Here is a 16,671-nt window from a genome sequence, read left to right on the forward strand (position 1 = left end):
CATGTTCGAACACATCGACGCGTACCCGGGCGATCCGATCCTGACGCTCAACGAGAATTTCCAGAAGGATCCGCGCGATCAGAAGGTCAACCTGAGCATCGGCATCTATTTCGATGCCGAAGGCCGGATTCCCGTGATGGGTGCCGTGCGCGAAGCCGAAACCGCGCTGCAGCGCGACCTCGGCCCGAAGCCCTACCTGCCGATGGTCGGCCTCGCCGCGTATCGCGACGCCGTGCAGGCGCTCGTGTTCGGCGCCGATCACCCGGCGCGTGCGGCCGGCCGCATCGCGACCGTGCAGACGCTCGGCGGCTCGGGCGCGCTGAAGGTGGGCGCCGATTTCCTGAAGCGCTACTTCCCGGACGCGCAGGTGTGGTTGAGCGACCCGAGCTGGGAAAACCACCGCTTCATCTTCGAGCGCGCGGGCTTCACGGTGAACACCTACCCGTACTACGACGAAGCGACGGGCGGCCTGAAGTTCGACGCGATGCTCGCGGCGATCGACGCGCTGCCGGCGCGCAGCATCGTGCTGCTGCACGCGTGCTGTCATAACCCGACCGGCGTCGATCTCGACGAAGGCCAGTGGGAGAAGCTGATCGACGTGATCGAGGCGCGCGAACTGCTGCCGTTCGTCGACATGGCGTACCAGGGTTTCGGCGCGGGCCTCGACGCGGATGCATTCGCGGTGCGCGAACTGGCCCGCCGCGGCGTGCCGGCGCTCGTCGCGAACTCGTTCTCGAAGAACTTCTCGCTGTACGGCGAGCGCGTCGGCGGCCTGAGCGTCGTCTGCGAGGATGCGGCCGCGGCCGAGCGCGTGCTGGGCCAGCTGGCCGGCGCGGTGCGCTCGAACTACAGCAACCCGCAAACCTACGGCGCGAAGGTCGTGGCGACCGTGCTCAATACGCCCGCGCTGCGCAAGCAGTGGGAAGAAGAGCTCGCCGCGATGTGCCGCCGCATCGCACGGATGCGCCAGTCGATCCACGACGGCCTGCGCGACCACGTCAGCGGCGAAGCGCTCACGCGCTACGTGAAGCAGCGCGGGATGTTCACGTACACGGGCCTGACCGAATCGCAGGTCGACGCGCTGCGCGAAGTACACGGCGTGTACATCCTGCGTTCGGGCCGCATGTGCGTCGCGGGCCTGAACGATTCGAACGTCGGCATCGTCGCGGATGCGATCGGCAAGGTGCTGAAGAGCGGCGTCTGACCGGCGCGCCCACGGGCGCCCGATTGCATCGCCGAAACCGGCTGTCTCCCCTGGAGGCAGCCGGTTTTTTGTTGCGCGGCGACGGCGCGGCGGTACGATGCGGAATCGAACGCATGACGAAGGAGCGGCATGGCTATTCGAATCGTACGGCTCGGCACGCCGCGTGCGGCCGGCGAGGGCCTGAGGATCGGCACGGTGCGGCGACCGCCGCGCGGCGTACCCAAGGCGGAATTCGCATCGCGCAACTACTATGATGTATGGTTGCCGACGCTGTCGCCGAGCCCCGAACTCGTCGCGCAGGCGCTGGCTGCCGAAACCGACGCCGAATGGCGCGCGTTCACGCGCCACTTCCGCGCGGAGATGGCGCACGGCGACGCGCCGAAGGTGCTGGACCTGCTCGCCGCGCTGTCGGCGACGAGCGCGTTCTCGATCGGCTGCTACTGCGAGGACGAGCGCCGCTGCCATCGCAGCGTGCTGCGCGAATTGCTGGCCGAGCGCGGTGCGACGATCGACGCGGACGCGGGCTGAACGCCGGTCCGGCCATGCAAAGGGGGCCGCCATCGTGCGGCGCAACGAACCGGTTGACGTGGGTCAAGTGCGCGGCCGTGCGAGCCGCTATGCTCACGTCATGAGATCGTCTCGACGATGACAGGCGGACAGATGCAGATTGCCTTTCCACCGGAACCGCCCGAATATTGCGCGCGCGATCTGGTCGTCGCGTTTTCGGCGCTGGTCGACGGCCGTTGCGTGCAATGCGCGATCACGGCCGAAGCACTGGAAGACCATTTCGGTGCGCCGTCGCTGCTGGAGCGGGATTTGCTGCAGGCGTTCGAAGCGCACCGCTCGGCGATCGAGGCGATGGCACGACGAATGCTCGATGAAATCGGCGGCCGACCGGTGTTGCTGCACAGCGGTCACTTCCGGATGGACGACTGATACCGCGGGAGGATGCATGACACTTCAAGGCACGATTCATGAACGCGACTGGTCGGTCGAAGTCGAGACGCGGCCGTGCGAATCCGGCGAGTTCCGCTGCCGCGTGTCGGTCGAGCACGGGACGGGAGCGGCGCGCTTTCATCACACGTTCGAGCACAGTCATGCATATCCGACCGAACACGAAGCCGCGATCGAAGGGCTGCGGGCCGGGATGACGTGGATCGAAATGAAGGCCTCTCAGACATTCAGCGTGTGAACCGCCTCGTGCGCAGAGGTGAGTGGCTGCAATGCTGCCAGGGCAGTGATCGCCGGGGCAGCAATCGCGCCGCGCGCGGGACAGAGACACACAGGGAAAGATAACGCGGTCGACAGCGCCGACCCCGTCAGGAGGAACATCATGGGCGTGGGCATGCAGATCGTCTGCGTCGGATGCACGGATTGCGCGGCGCTCGAAGCCGAAGCGGGCGCACAGCTGGTGCAGCTTGAACGATTCCGCGCCCGGCTCGACGAGTGCCGGCTGTCGATCGAGTTGCGCACGACCGCCGACGGCGGCCGCGCCTACGACGTGCGGCTCGAGCTGGTCATGCACGATCGCGCGCCGGCGTCGCTGCCATGCAGCTCCGGCGACGACGTGAACGAGGTGATGCGCCGTGCGTTCGCGCAAGCCGAGCAGGTGCTGTCCGCGTGGCAGGCCGGCGGGCCTGAAGCGGCCGCGTTGCGTGCGGTCGCGACGGGCGCCGCCGTGCAATGACGCTCGCCGCGCCGCCGTGCGTCAGACCAGGGCGAGCGCCTGCGCGTCGATGATCCGCACGCGCTTGCCGCGCGTTTCGACGAGCGAATCCCGATGGAACCGCGAGAACATCCGGCTGACGGTCTCGAGCTTCATGCCGAGATAGCAGCCGATCTCCTCGCGCGTCATCCGCAGGTTGAATTCCGATGCCGAATAGCCGCGTGCCTCGAAGCGCGACGACAGGTTCAGCAGGAAATGCGCGACGCGCTGCTCGGCCGACATCGTACCGAGCAGCAGCATCTGGCTCGATTCGCGAACGATCTCGCTGCTCAGCATCTGGTAGAGGAAATGCTGCATCGATTTCATTTCGCGACATGCCGCCTCGAGCGCGCCGAACGGGATGATGCACACGACGCTGTCCTCAAGCGCGATCGCGTCGCAGCAGTGCTGGCCGCTGCCGATGCCGTCCATGCCGAGCGTTTCGCCGGCGATCTGAAAGCCGGTCACGTGCTCTCGGCCGTCACGATGCATCATCACCGTCTTGAACGAGCCCGCGCGCACCGCGTAGATGCTGTGAAACGGATCGTCGATGCGGAACAGCGCGTCGCCCTGGCGAACCTGCCGGGTCGAGCAGATGATCGCGTCGAGGCGGCCGTATTCGTCCGCGGTCAGGTCGGGCGGCAGGCACATCGAGCGCATCGCGCAGACCGAGCAGCGCGCGGCCGGATGCTTGGCGGCTTCGGTACGCGCGACCGCGCGAAGCGGAACCGTTGGCCGAGGCGCGACGGACGGGGCGGCGCAGGCGGTGGCTGTAGACATGAGTCACTCCGGCTCGGTCAGGGGTGGTGCACGCGAGCGAGCACCAGGGATTCGATGGTGCGGCATGCGGCGTCGAATTCGACGGTCTTGTCGAAGAAGTAGTCGGCTCCGGCCGTCGCGCATGCCTCTCTGAATGCCGGCGCCGAGTGGTTCGTCAGCACGATCGTGACGACGCGCGGCGTGGCCTTCGACAGCATCCCGATCAAATCGAGACCGCTGCCGTCCGCGAGCCGCAGATCGACAAGCACGACTTCCGCGTGACTGCTGCGGATGTGCGTCCACGCGTCCTGGCCGTCCTCGGCTTCGCCGACGACCACGACACCGCGGATCGCGCCGACGAGCAGCGCGATTCGCTGCCGGACGGCGACGGCGTGATCGACGAGGAACACCCGGAGCGCGGCGGTGGGTGGCATGCTGGCATTCATGCCGGCAGTATCGTGTTGCGCTGCCAAAAAAGAAATCGGCCGAATTGGAAGTTTGTGTAGGCCGCTGCGACGCGTTGTAGGGCGTTTCCTACAACGCGTGCGGGAAAGAGGCGGCGGCGCCTGCGTCGCGATGCCGGACGCGCGCGCAGGCCGACGGTGCTCGCCGCTGTCGCTCCCTCCAATCAGCCGCGTTGGCGCGCGTCCAGCGCATCGCGCGCCGTGCGGCACGCGGCCAGATCCCATGCGGCGCAGCCGACGCTCTTGAACAGCAGCGGCCCGCTGCGCTCGAATGCGCCGCAAAGCACGTCGGCGAGCGACGAGACCTGTTGCCAGTCCACCTTCGCGACGATCAAGTCGCCGGCCTCGTGCCGCGCGCCGGCCGGATCGTCGACGACGAGCCGGCTGTGGCGCACGGTGTCGGCGTCGATCTCGGCGGCGTCCGCGGTGAACGCGCCGACGCCGACCACGAGGCGACCTTCGCGTGCCGCTTCGCGATACACGGGCGTGCGGCTCGTCGTCAGCGTGACGACGACATCGATCGCATCGGGAATCGCGTCGCCGTCAAGCGGTGCGAGCTGCGGCGCCTGCGCGCGGTGCGCGGCGCAGAACGCGGCCGCGCTGTCGGCGCGCGAGCCGCGCACGTGCAGGCGGGCGTCCGGAAAGATCGCCGCGAGCGCTTCGGCGTGATTGGCCGCCTGCTTGCCGGTGCCGATCAGCAGGATGTCGCGCGGCGCGGCGCCGTGCAGTGCCTGGATGCCGAGCGCGGTGACGGCCGCGGTGCGGCGCCCGGTGACCGTCGGACCGTCGAGCACGAAGCGCATCTCGCCCGTTGTCGCATCGTATGCAGTGACCTGGCCGAGGATCGTCGGCAGCCCGCGTGCGCCGTTGCCGGGGCACACGTTGACGAGCTTGTGGCTCGCGAGGTCGCGCGCGCTCGACGGCATCGACAGCATCACGCCGCCCGCCTGCAGTGGCACGACGAGCCGTTCGGGGCTGACGATCTCGCCCGCCGCATATTCGGCGACGGTGTGCGTGAGCGTCGCGAGCAGCGCCGGGTAGTCGAGCAGCGCGGCCGTTTCGGCGGCATCGAAAGCGGGAATGCGGGAGAGAGCGGTCATCGTGTCGGTCGGTTGTGTCGGTGGGCGTGAACGACGGGCGCATGGCGCGCTCGCCACGGAAGCCGCCGGACTCGCGGCGGCAGACGGTCTGGATCAAATCTATACCAGTTGACGGCTGTCCGGCAACCCGGAAAATCATGCAGATTGCCGATTTTGGTTCTAATATCCGTCCAGATGGGCCGTCTACCTACCGGCCCTGGTGCCGCTTCGGTATAGTGCGCATCCATTCCCGAACCACGGCCCCGACCGGGCAGGAGCCCCAGATGATGTCCGCGCGCCCCGAATCCCTCGAAGCCGGTTTCCGGCCGCTGCAGATCTACGAGCAGGTCGCGGAGAAGATTCGCGACGAGATCCGTGCGGGGCACTATGCGGCCGATTCGAGGCTGCCGTCGGAGCGCGAACTCGCGGCGCTGTTCCAGGTCGGCCGGCCGGCGGTGCGCGAGGCGCTCGGCGCGCTGCAGAACGAAGGGCTGGTGTTCACGAAGCGCAATTCGGGCACCTATGTCGTGCCGGCGCCGCTCGACGTGCTCGCGCAGCGCGGCGACTCGCGAGGCGCGCCCGATGCGGACTTCAGCCCGACGTCGACGCTCGACGTGCGGCTCATCCTCGAGCCCGCGATCGCTCGCCTCGCGGCCGCGCACGGCCGCGCCGATCCCGTCGCCGAAGGCTATCTCGCGCAGATGGAAACGATCACCGATATCGACGACCCGCAGCAGCGCGCGCTATGGAACGAGAGCGACCGGCTGTTCCACCGGCAGCTCGCGCTGATGACCGGCGACGCGTTGATCGTGAAGATCGCGGACGAAGTCGCGAAGACGATGGACCAGCCGCTGTGGAAGCGGCTGAAGGACGACGGCATCTACGACGCGGGTCGGATCCGGCTCTACGTGTCCGAGCACCGGCTGATCTACGAGGCGATCGTGTCCGGCGACGCCGATGCGGCCGCCTTCTACGTCGAGCAGCACATCCTGCGCGTACGGCGCGACATCACGCCGAAGTAACGCGTGCCACATCATTCTGGTCTGAAACATGACCAGAGCCGTACGGGTTATTTTGAAATTGCTTGCATGGTGACCACGCGTGTCCTACATTGGTTTCACACAAAACCAATCGGGAGCCACCACCATGCGACATTTCGTAACTGCGCTTTCGGTGGCCGTTGCCGCCGGCGCGCTGACTTCCGCGCACGCGCAGGAAGTCGTGGCGATCGGCCACTCGGCGCCGTTGACCGGCCCGCAAGCCGCGAACGGCAAGGACAATGAAAACGGCGCGCGCCTCGCCGTCGACGAGCTCAACAAGGCGGGTGTGAAGGTGGCCGGCAAGACGGTCACGTTCAAGCTGGTGTCCGAGGACGACCAGGCCGACCCGAAGGCAGGCGTGCAGGTCGCGCAGAACCTGGTCGACAAGGGCGTCGTCGCGGTGCTCGGGCCGTACAACTCGGGCGTCGCGATTCCCGCGTCGCGCGTGTATGCCAATGCCGGCGTGCCGATCCTGCCGGTCGCGTCGAATCCGGCACTCACGCGCCAGGGCTTCAAGAACATCTTCCGGATCGGCGCGAGCGACGAACAGCTCGGCGGCACGATGGCGACCTTCGCCGCGAAGACGCTGAACGCGAAGACCGCGGCGGTCATCGACGATCGCACCGCGTACGGGCAGGGCGTCGCCGAGCAGTTCGCGAGCGTCGCGAAGGCGAACGGGATCAAGATCGTCGACCAGGAGTACACCAACTCGTCGGCGACCGATTTCCTCGGCATTCTCACCAAGATCAAGGCCAGCAATCCCGACGTGATCTTCCTCGGCGGCTACGCGGCGCAGGGCGCGCCGATGGCGAAGCAGATGAAGCAGCGCGGGTTGCGCGCGAAGCTGCTCGGCGGCGACGGCATCTGCTCGGCCGACATGGGCAAGGTCGCGGGCGACGCGGCGTCGATCGTCTACTGCGCGCAGGGCGGCGTCGCGCTCGAGAAAACGCCGGCCGGCCGCGAATTCCTGAAGAAGTACCACGACACCTATCACACGGAGACGCAGGTCTACGGTGTCAACTACTACGACGGTGTGAAGCTGCTCGCCGACGCGATGGTCAAGGCGGGCACGACCACCGACAAGGCGAAGCTGATCGCGCAGTTGGCGAAGTCCAGATACGCGGGGGTCGCGGGGACCTATTCGTTCGACGAACACGGCGACCTGAAGGGCGCGCCGACCACCGTCTACGTGATCCGCAACGGGCTGCCCGAACCGTACGCGAAGTAACCGTCACCGGACGGCGCCGGCGCGCCGTCCTTCGTCTTCACGCTTTCGATCCTCATGAAAATCTCCCGATCCCTTTCCACCGTCGAAGTCCATACCGGCGGCGAAGCGTTCCGCATCGTCACGAGCGGGCTGCCGCGCCTGCCGGGCGACACGATCGTCCAGCGCCGCGCCTGGCTCAAGGAGAACGCCGACGAGATTCGCCGTGCGCTGATGTTCGAACCGCGCGGCCACGCCGACATGTACGGCGGCTACCTGACCGAGCCGGTGTCGCCGAATGCGGATTTCGGCGTGATCTTCGTGCACAACGAGGGCTACAGCGACCATTGCGGGCACGGCGTGATCGCGTTGTCGACCGCCGCGGTCGAGCTCGGTTGGGTGCAGCGCACGGTGCCGGAGACGCGCGTCGGCATCGATGCGCCGTGCGGCTTCATCGAGGCGTTCGTGAAATGGGACGGCGAGCACGCGGGGCCCGTGCGCTTCGTCAACGTGCCGTCGTTCATCTGGCAGCGCGACGTGTCGGTCGACACGCCGTCGTTCGGCACCGTGACCGGCGATATCGCGTACGGCGGCGCGTTCTACTTCTATGTCGACGGCGCGCCGTTCGACCTGCCGGTGCGCGAAGCGGCGGTGGAGAAGCTGATCCGCTTCGGCGCGGAAGTGAAGGCCGCCGCGAACGCGAAGTATCCGGTCGTGCATCCGGAGATCCCGGAAATCAACCATATCTACGGCACGATCATCGCGAACGCGCCGCGCCATCCGGGCTCGACGCAGGCGAACTGCTGCGTGTTCGCGGATCGCGAGGTCGATCGCTCGCCGACCGGCTCCGGCACGGGCGGACGCGTCGCGCAGCTGTACCAGCGCGGGCTGCTCGCGGCCGGCGACACGCTCGTCAACGAATCGATCGTCGGCACGGTGTTCAAGGGACGCGTGCTGCGCGAGACGACGGTCGGCGACATCCCGGCCGTGATCCCGGAAGTGGAGGGCAGCGCGCACATCTGCGGATTCGCGAACTGGATCGTCGACGAACGCGATCCGCTGACCTACGGTTTTCTGGTGCGCTGAACGCCGGCGCACGGCACCCGGTTGTACCAGGCTTGGCGCGCCATCCCGTTGCGGGGCGCGCGCCTTTTTTGTTGTAAAAATGCGCGATCGGACGCTGTTTGCACCGGCGCGGGCCGGCAGCGGGCCGGTGTGCCGCGCGAGTTTGGTACGATGCAGCCTTTCCAGCAGATCCCCCACCCGCGTGAATCGCCGAAACGTGTCGTCAGTGCGTGACTTCTGTGCCAAATGGGTCGCGCGCGCCCAACCCGTCGCGGCCGCTGCCGCCGTGCCCGTCAAGCGTGTCCTGGCCGTCGCCTGGCACCATCTCCGTCATCCGACGCGCCGCGGCGTGCTGCGCGCGGCCGCCGCCGTGCCGGCGCTGTTCGTGCTGTACGTGCTGGTGCTGATTCCGTTCACGCCCAGCATCGGCGACATCCGCAAGGCGCGCGTCGACCAGCCTGCGCAGGTGCTGTCCGCCGACGGCAAGCTGCTTGCCGAATTCAAGCCGTCGAACCGCGAATGGGTGTCGCTCAAGCAGATTTCGCCGCACATGGTCGATGCGCTGATCGCGACCGAGGACCATCGCTTCTACGAGCACCACGGCCTCGACTGGAAGCGCACGGCGTCGGCCGCGCTCCATACGTTCTCGGGCGACCGCCAGGGCGGTTCGACGATCACCCAGCAGCTCGCGCGCAACCTGTATCCGGACGAGATCGGCCGCGCGCCGACGCTCACGCGCAAGGTGAAGGAGGCGATCACCGCGCTGAAGATCGAGGCCGTCTACAGCAAGGACCAGATCCTCGAGACCTACCTGAACACGGTGCCGTTCCTGTATAACGCGTACGGCGTCGAGATGGCCGCGCGCACCTATTTCGACAAGTCGGCCGACGAGCTCGACGTGCTCGACAGCGCGACGCTCGTCGGGATGCTGAAGGGCAACAGTTACTACAACCCGGTGCTGAACCCCGAGCGCGCGCTGCAGCGGCGCAACACGGTGCTCGGCCAGATGGTGAAGTACGGCAAGCTGTCGCCCGCGCAGTTCGCGCAGTTGCAGCGCCGGCCGCTGCGCATCGACTTCGAGCGCCAGAAGGAGCCGCCCGGACCCGCGCCGCATTTCGCGCAGCAACTGCGAAAATGGCTGATCGCGTGGGCCGACCGCAACGACTACAACATCTATTCGGACGGGCTGATCGTGCGCACCACGATCGATTCGCGGCTGCAGCAGATGGCGACCCAGGCGCTGACGCAGCAGGCGAACCAGCTGCAGGGCATCGCGAACAACGCGTGGAGCGGCCGCGACGGCTGCGGCACCGACAACGAGGTGTTCCGCATCTTCATGCGCGAGTCGCCTGAGTACAAGGCCGCGCAGGATGCCGGCAAGAACGATGCGGCCGCGATGAAGCAGCTCGCCGCCGATCGCGGTTTCATGCGCGCGCTGTGCAAGGCGAAGACCGACGTGCAGGCCGGCTTCGTCGCGATCGATCCGCGCGACGGGCAGATCCGCGCGTGGGTCGGCAGCCGCGACTTCACGAACGAGCCGTTCGATCACGTGTCGCAGGCGCGGCGCCAGCCGGGTTCCACCTTCAAGCCGTTCGTCTATGGCGTCGCGTTCGCGAACGGGATGAAGCCGGACGACACGTTCATCGACCAGGCGGTCGAGATTCCGCTGAAGGGCGGCGAGGTCTGGCGGCCGAACGACGACGTGCCGCCGTCGGGCAAGCCGATGACGCTGCGCGACGCGGTCGCGCTGTCGCGCAACCGGATTACCGCGCAGGTGATGGAAAAGGTGGGCCCGGCGGCCGTGGCGCGGCTCGCTCGCGACATGGGCGTGCGCGAGAGCCCGCTCGAGCGCGTGCCGTCGCTGGCGCTCGGCACGAGCCCCGTGACGCTGAAGGAGATGGTCGCGTCGTACGCGACGATCGCGAACGGCGGACTGTACGTCGAGCCGCAAATGGTGACGCGCATCGAGAACCGCCAGGGCGACGTGCTCGCCGAATACGCGCCGGCGCCGCCCGAGCGCGCGCTCGACGCGGAAACCGACAAGACGCTGCTCGACGTGATGCGCGACGTCGTGACGCGCGGCACCGGCGGCAGCATCCGCACGCGCTTCGGAATTCGCGGCGACGTGGCCGGCAAGACCGGAACCACGCAGGACAACGCGGACGGCTGGTTCATCCTGATGCAGCCCGGGCTCGTCGCCGGGGCCTGGGTGGGCTTCGACGACGGCCGCGTGACGCTGCGCAGCGACTACTGGGGGCAAGGCGCGCACAGCGCGCTGCCGATCGTCGGCGACTTCTTCCAGCGCGCGCAACGCGCACGGATCGTCGACACGAAGCTGAAATTCGATACCGAGCCGTCGCCCGGCTGGTTCGCGTCGGTGCGCGAGCGAGTGACCGACCTGTTCGACGGATGGTTCGGGCCCGAGCCGAAGAAGGCATCGCCCCCTGTCAGGACGCAGCATATCGAGCGTCAGCCCGAGGCGGACGCAGCGGCGGCATCGGCGGCATCGGCCGCGTCGGCGCCCGAGGCGGCATCCGGCGGCATCGTCGAGGAATGGATTCCGGCGTCCGAGGTGGCGGCATCGGCTGCTGCATTGTCGGCGGGCGCGTCGCAGCCGCAGGCCGTGCAGCCGCCGGCCGCGGGAGGCAGCGCGACGAGTTCGGGCAACACGGGGGGCGGGGGGCTCGGCTCCGCACCTGCCGTCCCGCCTTCGGCGGCACCGTCGTCGCCCCCGGCTCCGGCTCCGGTTTCACCCGACGCGACCAGCGGTTCGGAGTAACGAGCCGTTCAGATTTCGCGCGATGCTGCCGTAATAGCGTTGTCACGACAGCTCGCGCGGTCGCTCCGCGCCTTTCCGATGCGGCTTATCACCGATCACGTCGCGCTCGCGCGCGATGACGTCTCTGCCGGCGTCCCCCTCGGCTTCGATCTCTACGATGCGGGCGGCGCCGCGCTGCTGCCCGCCGGCACCACGCTGCGCGATCCGGCGCAGCATGCATTCCTGTTCGATCACTTCCGGCCCGTCCGCAGGCGCGATGACGACGAGCCCGCCGCGCCGGCGCACGACACCGTGCTGGCCGCCACACGCATGGGACTGTCGGCCGGTGCCGCGATCGGCATCCGCCGGCGGGTCGGCGCGACCCGCGTGCTGCAGCGCTGCCGGTTGATCGGAGTCGGCGCATCGGGCGTGCTGTTCGTCGAACCGCAGCCATCGGTCGTGCTCGATTTCACCCGCGGCGACGACGTCGAGGCGGTCGCAATCGGCCGGTCGGCGGTGTCGCGCTTCGGTGCGACGGTCGAAGCGGTGCAGGCCCCGGGCGGCGCGCCGTACATGGTGCTTTCGCCGCCGGGCTTCGTCGACCGGTTGCGCACGCGCGCGGAGCCGCGCGTGCCGGTACGGATCGCGGCCTGCTGCACGGGCGGGTCGGCGCAGGCCGACGGCATCGGGATCGTTCGCGATCTGAGCCTGAACGGATTGTCGATCGCGGTCGACCGGCCGCTCGCGGCGGCCGGCGAGTCTTTGAGCGTGCAGTTGCCGTACACGGACGGGGATCGCATCGCGTTACTGACGCTCGACGGCACGGTGCGCGCGGTGCACGCCGATCCGGCGACGCCGGGCTGGACGCTTCACCACGCCGCTTTCAGCGAAATCGCCGCCGCCGACCGGATTCGCCTCAAGGCGCTGCTGTTCGACTTGTCGATCGGAGATGTGGAAGCCGATCAGGTTCGTTGATACGCGGTCGCCGTTTCACATCGGGCAAACGCGACTGCCGCGGGGCGGCTCTCGAGGATCCGGTGGATCTGTTCGCCCAGGCGGTACATGCCGATCGCGCCGCTGCCTTGTGGGCGCCTATTGGGTGCCTATTGGGTGCGAATGCAACCAAAATCATCTGATGATTGGGCGGAAGGCATGGCAATTGTGCGGAATTCGCTCAACAGTGAATTCGCGATTTAAGTATTTACCCTGATAGCCGCGCCGCCTAGACTTTTACTCATGCGCAACGACTACCGAGTCCGAAGCGCCTGACAAAACAATCTGGAGGTAACGCATCATGAAATCGCTGATCAAGGCAGTTGCACTGGCCGCTCTGGTGGCCGCACCGGTCGTCTCGTTCGCCCAATCGAACCAGCAGCCGCTCACGCGCGCACAAGTGCGTGCCGAGCTGGTCCAGCTCGAGAAGGCCGGCTACAACCCGAACGACTGGATGAACTATCCGGAAAACATCCAGGCCGCACAGGCAAAGATCGCCGCGGCACAGAACACCGGCACACAGGCCGACGCAACGGGTTACGGCGCGAACCCGATCGCGACGTCGCAGTCGGGCCTGCGCGTGACGGTACCGGCCGCAGCCGACCGTTCGTCGGTGTACTTCGGCCACTAAGCTGTTCGCAGTGCGGCCTCCTGGCCGCCGGCGAGACCGTAGCGAAAAGCCCGCGCTCGATGTCGAGTGCGGGCTTTTTTGCATCCGCGGCAAGCGTCGCGCCGGCTGACAATCCGCCGCGTGTGCGCTAGCATCGCGGTCGGCCTGGCACGCTGCGGCAGCCGCGGCGAAAGGGGTAGCGCCGGCTGGTCTGCGACGCCGCGCGCCGAGGCGCGGCGGCAAGCCAGACACCACGTTCCTCGAATCAACGAAAAATCAACGAAAACAAACAGGAGCATCCATGCGTGTCTCGACCGGTCTGCTGTGCGCGCTGGCGCTGACGGCAAACGTTGTCCATGCGCAGGCGAATTGTGCGGATGCGACGGATCAGGCAACGATGACGGTGTGTGCCGACCGCGCGTACAAGAAATCCGACGCGGAACTGAACCGCACCTACCAGGCCGTCACCGCGCGCCTGCGCGATGCGAAGCCGCTCGCGGAAAAACTCGTGAATGCGCAGCGCGCGTGGATCGCCTACCGCGATGCCGAATGCAACTTCTCCAGCGCGAACGCCGAAGGCGGCAGCGTGTACCCGATGGTCGTGTCGACCTGCCTCGACGATCTGACCAAGACGCGCAACGAGACGCTGAAGGGCTATCTGTCCTGCGAGGAAGGCGATCTCGCGTGCCCGGTGCCGGCGAAGTAACGGCCGCGTAGCGCGCCGGCAGCCGGCACGGTTCGCCGGTCCGGTCGCCTAGACGTCGTCCGTTTCGTCGAGCAGCTTGTGCCGCATCGCGTAGCGAACCAGCGCCGCTTCGTGCGGCATCTGCATCTTTTCCAGGATCCGGGTCTTGTAGGTGCTGACCGTCTTTGCGCTCACGCACAGTGCCTGCGCGATCTCGGTCAGCGTCTGTCCGGCGGCGATCCGGCGGAACACGTCGAACTCGCGATCGGATAGCCGCTGGTGCGGCAGCGTCTCGGCCGGCTCGTTCAGGCTCTGCGCGAACTGTTCGGCCATCGCGAGGCTGACGTAGACGCCGCCCGACGCAACCTTGGTCACCGCGCCGACCAGCTCGGCACTCGCGCTTTCTTTAGTCAGATAGCCCGATGCACCGGCGCGGAACGCGCGCACCGCGTATTGCTGTTCCGCGTGCATGGTCAGCACGAGCACGCGCAGCGCGGGCTTCTCGTCCTTGATCTGCTTGATCAGCTCGACGCCGTTGCGGCCCGGCATCGACAGGTCGAGCACCAGCACCTGCGCGGGCGTCGAACGTACGAGCGCGATCGTCGACGGGCCGTCGCACGCTTCGCCGGCCACTTCGAATCCGGTGGCGTTCTGGAGGATATGCCGCAGACCGTCGCGCACGAGCGTATGGTCGTCGGCGATGAGCACCTTGATCATGTGAGGGTGGTTTCCTGTTGAACGGTGCCGAGCGGGAACGCGACGGTGATCGAGAAGCCGCGCGCGAGCGCGGTGTCGATCGTCACGCTGCCGCCCAGCATGTGTGCGCGTTCGCGAATGCCGATCAGGCCGAACGATTTGTCCTCGTGGACGGCGCCGCCCGGTGCCGCGCCGCGGCCGTTGTCCGCCACGCGCAGCACGCAGAAGCCTTCCTCGATGTCGAGTCGCAACGTGACGCGCGTCGCGTCCGCATGGCGCGCGACGTTCGTCAGCGCTTCCTGGACGATCCGGAACAGCGTGGTCGCGCCCGTGCTGGTGAACGTGAGCCCGCCGGTTTCGATTTGGCGTTCGACGTCGATGCCGTAGCGGTTCGTGAAGTCGTTCGCCAACCACTCGATCGCGGGCACGAGGCCGAGATCGTCGAGCATCACGGGGCGCAGGTCCGCCGCGATGCGCCGCACCGACGCGACGGTCGCGTCGATCAGCCGGCGCATGCCCTGCAGGTGCGACAGCACGCCGACGTCGGGTTGCGCATGGTCCGGCGCGCGCAGTTGCTGCTCGACGACCGACAGGTCCATCTTCAGTGCGGTCAATTGCTGGCCCAGGTCGTCGTGCAGTTCGCGCGCGATGCGGGTCTTTTCCTCTTCGCGCACGTTCTGCAGGTTCGCCGACAGTTCGCGCAGTTCCTCGCGAGACTGCTTCAGCGCATTCTCGGCGCGCTGCCGCTCGGTGATGTCGCGCAGCATCACCGTATAGAGCTTGCCCGATGCATCGCGGATCTGCGAGATCGACGCTTCGATCGGGAATTCCTCGCCGTTGCCGCGCAGCCCGAACAACACGCGCTGGCGGCCCATCTGCCGCTCGGACACGCCCGTCACGCCGAACTGGTCGACGTGCTTCGCATGCGCGGCGCGAAACCGCTCGGGGATGAAGCGCGACAGCGGCGCGCCGATCGCCTCCATCGCCGATACGCCGAATACCTGTTCGGCCATCGGGTTGAAGATCACGACCGTCTGCTTCTCGTCGATCGTGATGATCGCTTCCATCGACGAGCGGATGATGCCCATCATCCGCGCCTCGTTCAGGATGCCGCGGCTGCTGGCGCCGGTATCGACGTTGCCGGCGCGCCCACGCAGCAGGGCGTGGACGAGTGCCGCGAACGCGAACGACGCGATCAGCCCGGCGGCGAGCACGGTGCCAGCCGCGCGCTGCGCGCCGGTCGCGCTCGGGCGGCCGTCCGCGGAATAGGCGAGCGTCAGCACGGTGCCACCGAAATTCAACTGGTCGGAGCGCCGCATCAGGTCGGGCGACGCGGAGGCCTCGTCGGTCGTCGTCTCGGCACTCGCGATCGGGTGCGGATCGTCGCCGGCGCTCATCCGCAGGTCGAGCCCGCGTTCCGTGTCGAGCGCGCGCTCGACCAGGCGACTCGGGCTCACTTGCGCGAACAGCACGCCGTCGGCACCGGCTTCGTGGAGGCCGGCCGTCGTGACGGCCGTGTGCGGCGAAGCCGTCGCGGGCAGGAACAGCGTGAGGGTGCGCGTATCGCGGGACGTATCGTCGTTGGCAGGATGGATGCCGAGTGCGACATCGCCGGTGTGCAGCGCGCGTGCCAGTGGTACCTGATCGGATGCGCCGAAATGCACGGCGGCTGCGCTCGACACCGGCGCACTGAGCGCCGCCACCGCGAGCGGGCCGGCCGGCATCGGCGCGCTGCCGGCGAGGGCGCTGCGTGTCGCGGGCGACAGCGGCGCATAGCCAAGCTGCCGGATCGGCGAACGTCCGCTGTCGAGGTCGAGCGTATCGGCGTATCGGCGCCATTGTTCCGGCGTCATCTGCGGCGCGAGCACGAACGCGCCGCGTGTGCTTTCGAGCACGGCGACGCCGGCTTGCAGCTCGTGGCGCAACATCGCCGTCACGTGCGCCGTGCGGCGTTCGAAGCGCGAATGGACGGCGCCTTGCCACTGCCCGCGAACGAGCAGCGCGACGCCGAGCGACAGCGCCGCGCCGGCGAACAGCGCAACGACGCCGGCCGCGAGCGGCTGGCGTAACATGGTCTGGAGGCGCGTGGGCCCTCGGGCGTCACGCGACGGGGTTCCACTGGCGGTCATTCGATCGGCCATTCTGGTGTCGGGGTGGCCCGTGGCGCTCGGGCAGCGCGGCAAAACCGGGAAAAACTCGCACCGGCCGCGTGCGATGTCTATTTTCAAGATGAAATTGTGCGCGTTTTACACGTTTTTTGTAATAGGGTCAGCTAAAAATGCGATAGCCGGGCGGTGCAGCGGGCGTTCCGGCGACGTTTGACGCGCGTCAACCGGCGCGTCGGCACGTGGGGCAGACTGTTCGGCAGGTGAGCCGGCATCGGGCCGGCTTGCGGTGACGGGCGCGTCG

Annotated in this window: 17 protein-coding genes; 12 read left to right on the plus strand and 5 right to left on the minus strand. The window is 67.8% G+C overall.

Translation table 11 applies throughout. The features are described from left to right. The first annotated feature begins 1 nt into the window (after window position 1). From DIE15_RS00265 to DIE15_RS00285, 5 genes are all read left to right on the plus strand, one after another. Complete coding sequence (locus tag DIE15_RS00265) at window positions 2-1,204, plus strand: amino acid aminotransferase (protein ID WP_124831887.1); 1,203 nt, start codon at window positions 2-4, stop codon at window positions 1,202-1,204. A 129-nt stretch (window positions 1,205-1,333) separates the two neighbouring features. Next, complete coding sequence (locus tag DIE15_RS00270; RefSeq protein WP_124831889.1) at window positions 1,334-1,732, plus strand: DUF488 domain-containing protein; 399 nt, start codon at window positions 1,334-1,336, stop codon at window positions 1,730-1,732. Between the two features lie 117 nt (window positions 1,733-1,849). Further along, on the plus strand, window positions 1,850-2,140 hold the full coding sequence (locus DIE15_RS00275) for a DUF1488 domain-containing protein (protein ID WP_057927126.1): 291 nt from the start codon (window positions 1,850-1,852) through the stop codon (window positions 2,138-2,140). 16 nt (window positions 2,141-2,156) lie between these two features. Further along, window positions 2,157-2,396 carry a hypothetical protein gene (locus DIE15_RS00280; protein WP_057927127.1) on the plus strand — a complete coding sequence of 80 codons (240 nt, stop codon included), beginning with the start codon at window positions 2,157-2,159 and terminating at the stop codon, window positions 2,394-2,396. Window positions 2,397-2,537: 141 nt separating this feature from the next. Next, a complete protein-coding gene (locus tag DIE15_RS00285; RefSeq protein WP_124831891.1) occupies window positions 2,538-2,891 on the plus strand; it encodes a metal ABC transporter ATPase in 354 nt (117 codons plus the stop codon). Window positions 2,892-2,912: 21 nt separating this feature from the next. Here DIE15_RS00285 and DIE15_RS00290 read toward each other — a convergent pair whose 3' ends face one another. The 3 genes from DIE15_RS00290 to lhpI all read right to left on the minus strand — a co-directional run bounded on the left by DIE15_RS00290 (window position 2,913) and on the right by lhpI (window position 5,232). After that, window positions 2,913-3,689, minus strand: coding sequence for a helix-turn-helix domain-containing protein (locus DIE15_RS00290; RefSeq protein ID WP_124831893.1), 777 nt, complete (start codon window positions 3,687-3,689; stop codon window positions 2,913-2,915). 17 nt (window positions 3,690-3,706) lie between these two features. Beyond that, window positions 3,707-4,114, minus strand: coding sequence for a response regulator transcription factor (locus DIE15_RS00295; protein ID WP_057927130.1), 408 nt, complete (start codon window positions 4,112-4,114; stop codon window positions 3,707-3,709). A 182-nt stretch (window positions 4,115-4,296) separates the two neighbouring features. Beyond that, entirely contained in the window at window positions 4,297-5,232 is a 936-nt protein-coding gene (gene lhpI, locus DIE15_RS00300) for a bifunctional Delta(1)-pyrroline-2-carboxylate/Delta(1)-piperideine-2-carboxylate reductase (RefSeq protein ID WP_124831895.1), read from the minus strand. Between the two features lie 263 nt (window positions 5,233-5,495). Here lhpI and DIE15_RS00305 point away from each other — a divergent pair, with 263 nt between their 5' ends. The 7 genes from DIE15_RS00305 to DIE15_RS00335 all read left to right on the plus strand — a co-directional run bounded on the left by DIE15_RS00305 (window position 5,496) and on the right by DIE15_RS00335 (window position 13,587). Continuing rightward, window positions 5,496-6,233 (plus strand): FadR/GntR family transcriptional regulator, encoded by a 738-nt coding sequence (locus tag DIE15_RS00305; RefSeq protein WP_124831897.1) that lies wholly within the window; start codon window positions 5,496-5,498, stop codon window positions 6,231-6,233. Between the two features lie 124 nt (window positions 6,234-6,357). Continuing rightward, window positions 6,358-7,479, plus strand: a complete 1,122-nt coding sequence (locus tag DIE15_RS00310) for a branched-chain amino acid ABC transporter substrate-binding protein (RefSeq protein ID WP_057927133.1) — start codon at window positions 6,358-6,360, stop codon at window positions 7,477-7,479. Between the two features lie 54 nt (window positions 7,480-7,533). Continuing rightward, window positions 7,534-8,541, plus strand: coding sequence for a trans-3-hydroxy-L-proline dehydratase (lhpH, locus tag DIE15_RS00315; RefSeq protein ID WP_059450264.1), 1,008 nt, complete (start codon window positions 7,534-7,536; stop codon window positions 8,539-8,541). A 196-nt stretch (window positions 8,542-8,737) separates the two neighbouring features. Next, window positions 8,738-11,299, plus strand: a complete 2,562-nt coding sequence (locus DIE15_RS00320) for a penicillin-binding protein 1A (protein WP_185734352.1) — start codon at window positions 8,738-8,740, stop codon at window positions 11,297-11,299. 78 nt (window positions 11,300-11,377) lie between these two features. Continuing rightward, complete coding sequence (locus DIE15_RS00325; RefSeq protein ID WP_124831901.1) at window positions 11,378-12,253, plus strand: PilZ domain-containing protein; 876 nt, start codon at window positions 11,378-11,380, stop codon at window positions 12,251-12,253. 319 nt (window positions 12,254-12,572) lie between these two features. Continuing rightward, window positions 12,573-12,902: a DUF4148 domain-containing protein gene (locus DIE15_RS00330; RefSeq protein WP_124831903.1), complete on the plus strand. Its 330-nt coding sequence runs from the start codon at window positions 12,573-12,575 to the stop codon at window positions 12,900-12,902. A gap of 280 nt (window positions 12,903-13,182) precedes the next feature. Next, window positions 13,183-13,587, plus strand: coding sequence for a lysozyme inhibitor LprI family protein (locus DIE15_RS00335; protein WP_124831905.1), 405 nt, complete (start codon window positions 13,183-13,185; stop codon window positions 13,585-13,587). Between the two features lie 48 nt (window positions 13,588-13,635). On the opposite strand, the gene DIE15_RS00340 is transcribed toward DIE15_RS00335, so the two are convergent. Both DIE15_RS00340 and DIE15_RS00345 read right to left on the minus strand, forming a co-directional pair. Then, window positions 13,636-14,283 carry a response regulator transcription factor gene (locus DIE15_RS00340; RefSeq protein WP_006755659.1) on the minus strand — a complete coding sequence of 216 codons (648 nt, stop codon included), beginning with the start codon at window positions 14,281-14,283 and terminating at the stop codon, window positions 13,636-13,638. Then, the gene (locus tag DIE15_RS00345) at window positions 14,280-16,391 is read right to left on the minus strand and encodes a PAS domain-containing sensor histidine kinase (RefSeq protein WP_057927138.1); all 2,112 of its coding nucleotides are present in this window, start codon (window positions 16,389-16,391) and stop codon (window positions 14,280-14,282) included. Before DIE15_RS00345 ends, DIE15_RS00340 begins: the two co-directional genes overlap by 4 nt. Window positions 16,392-16,671 lie beyond the last annotated feature (280 nt).

This window comes from Burkholderia sp. Bp9031 (assembly GCF_003857965.1).
Taxonomy (GTDB): Bacteria; Pseudomonadota; Gammaproteobacteria; order Burkholderiales; family Burkholderiaceae; genus Burkholderia; species Burkholderia ambifaria_A.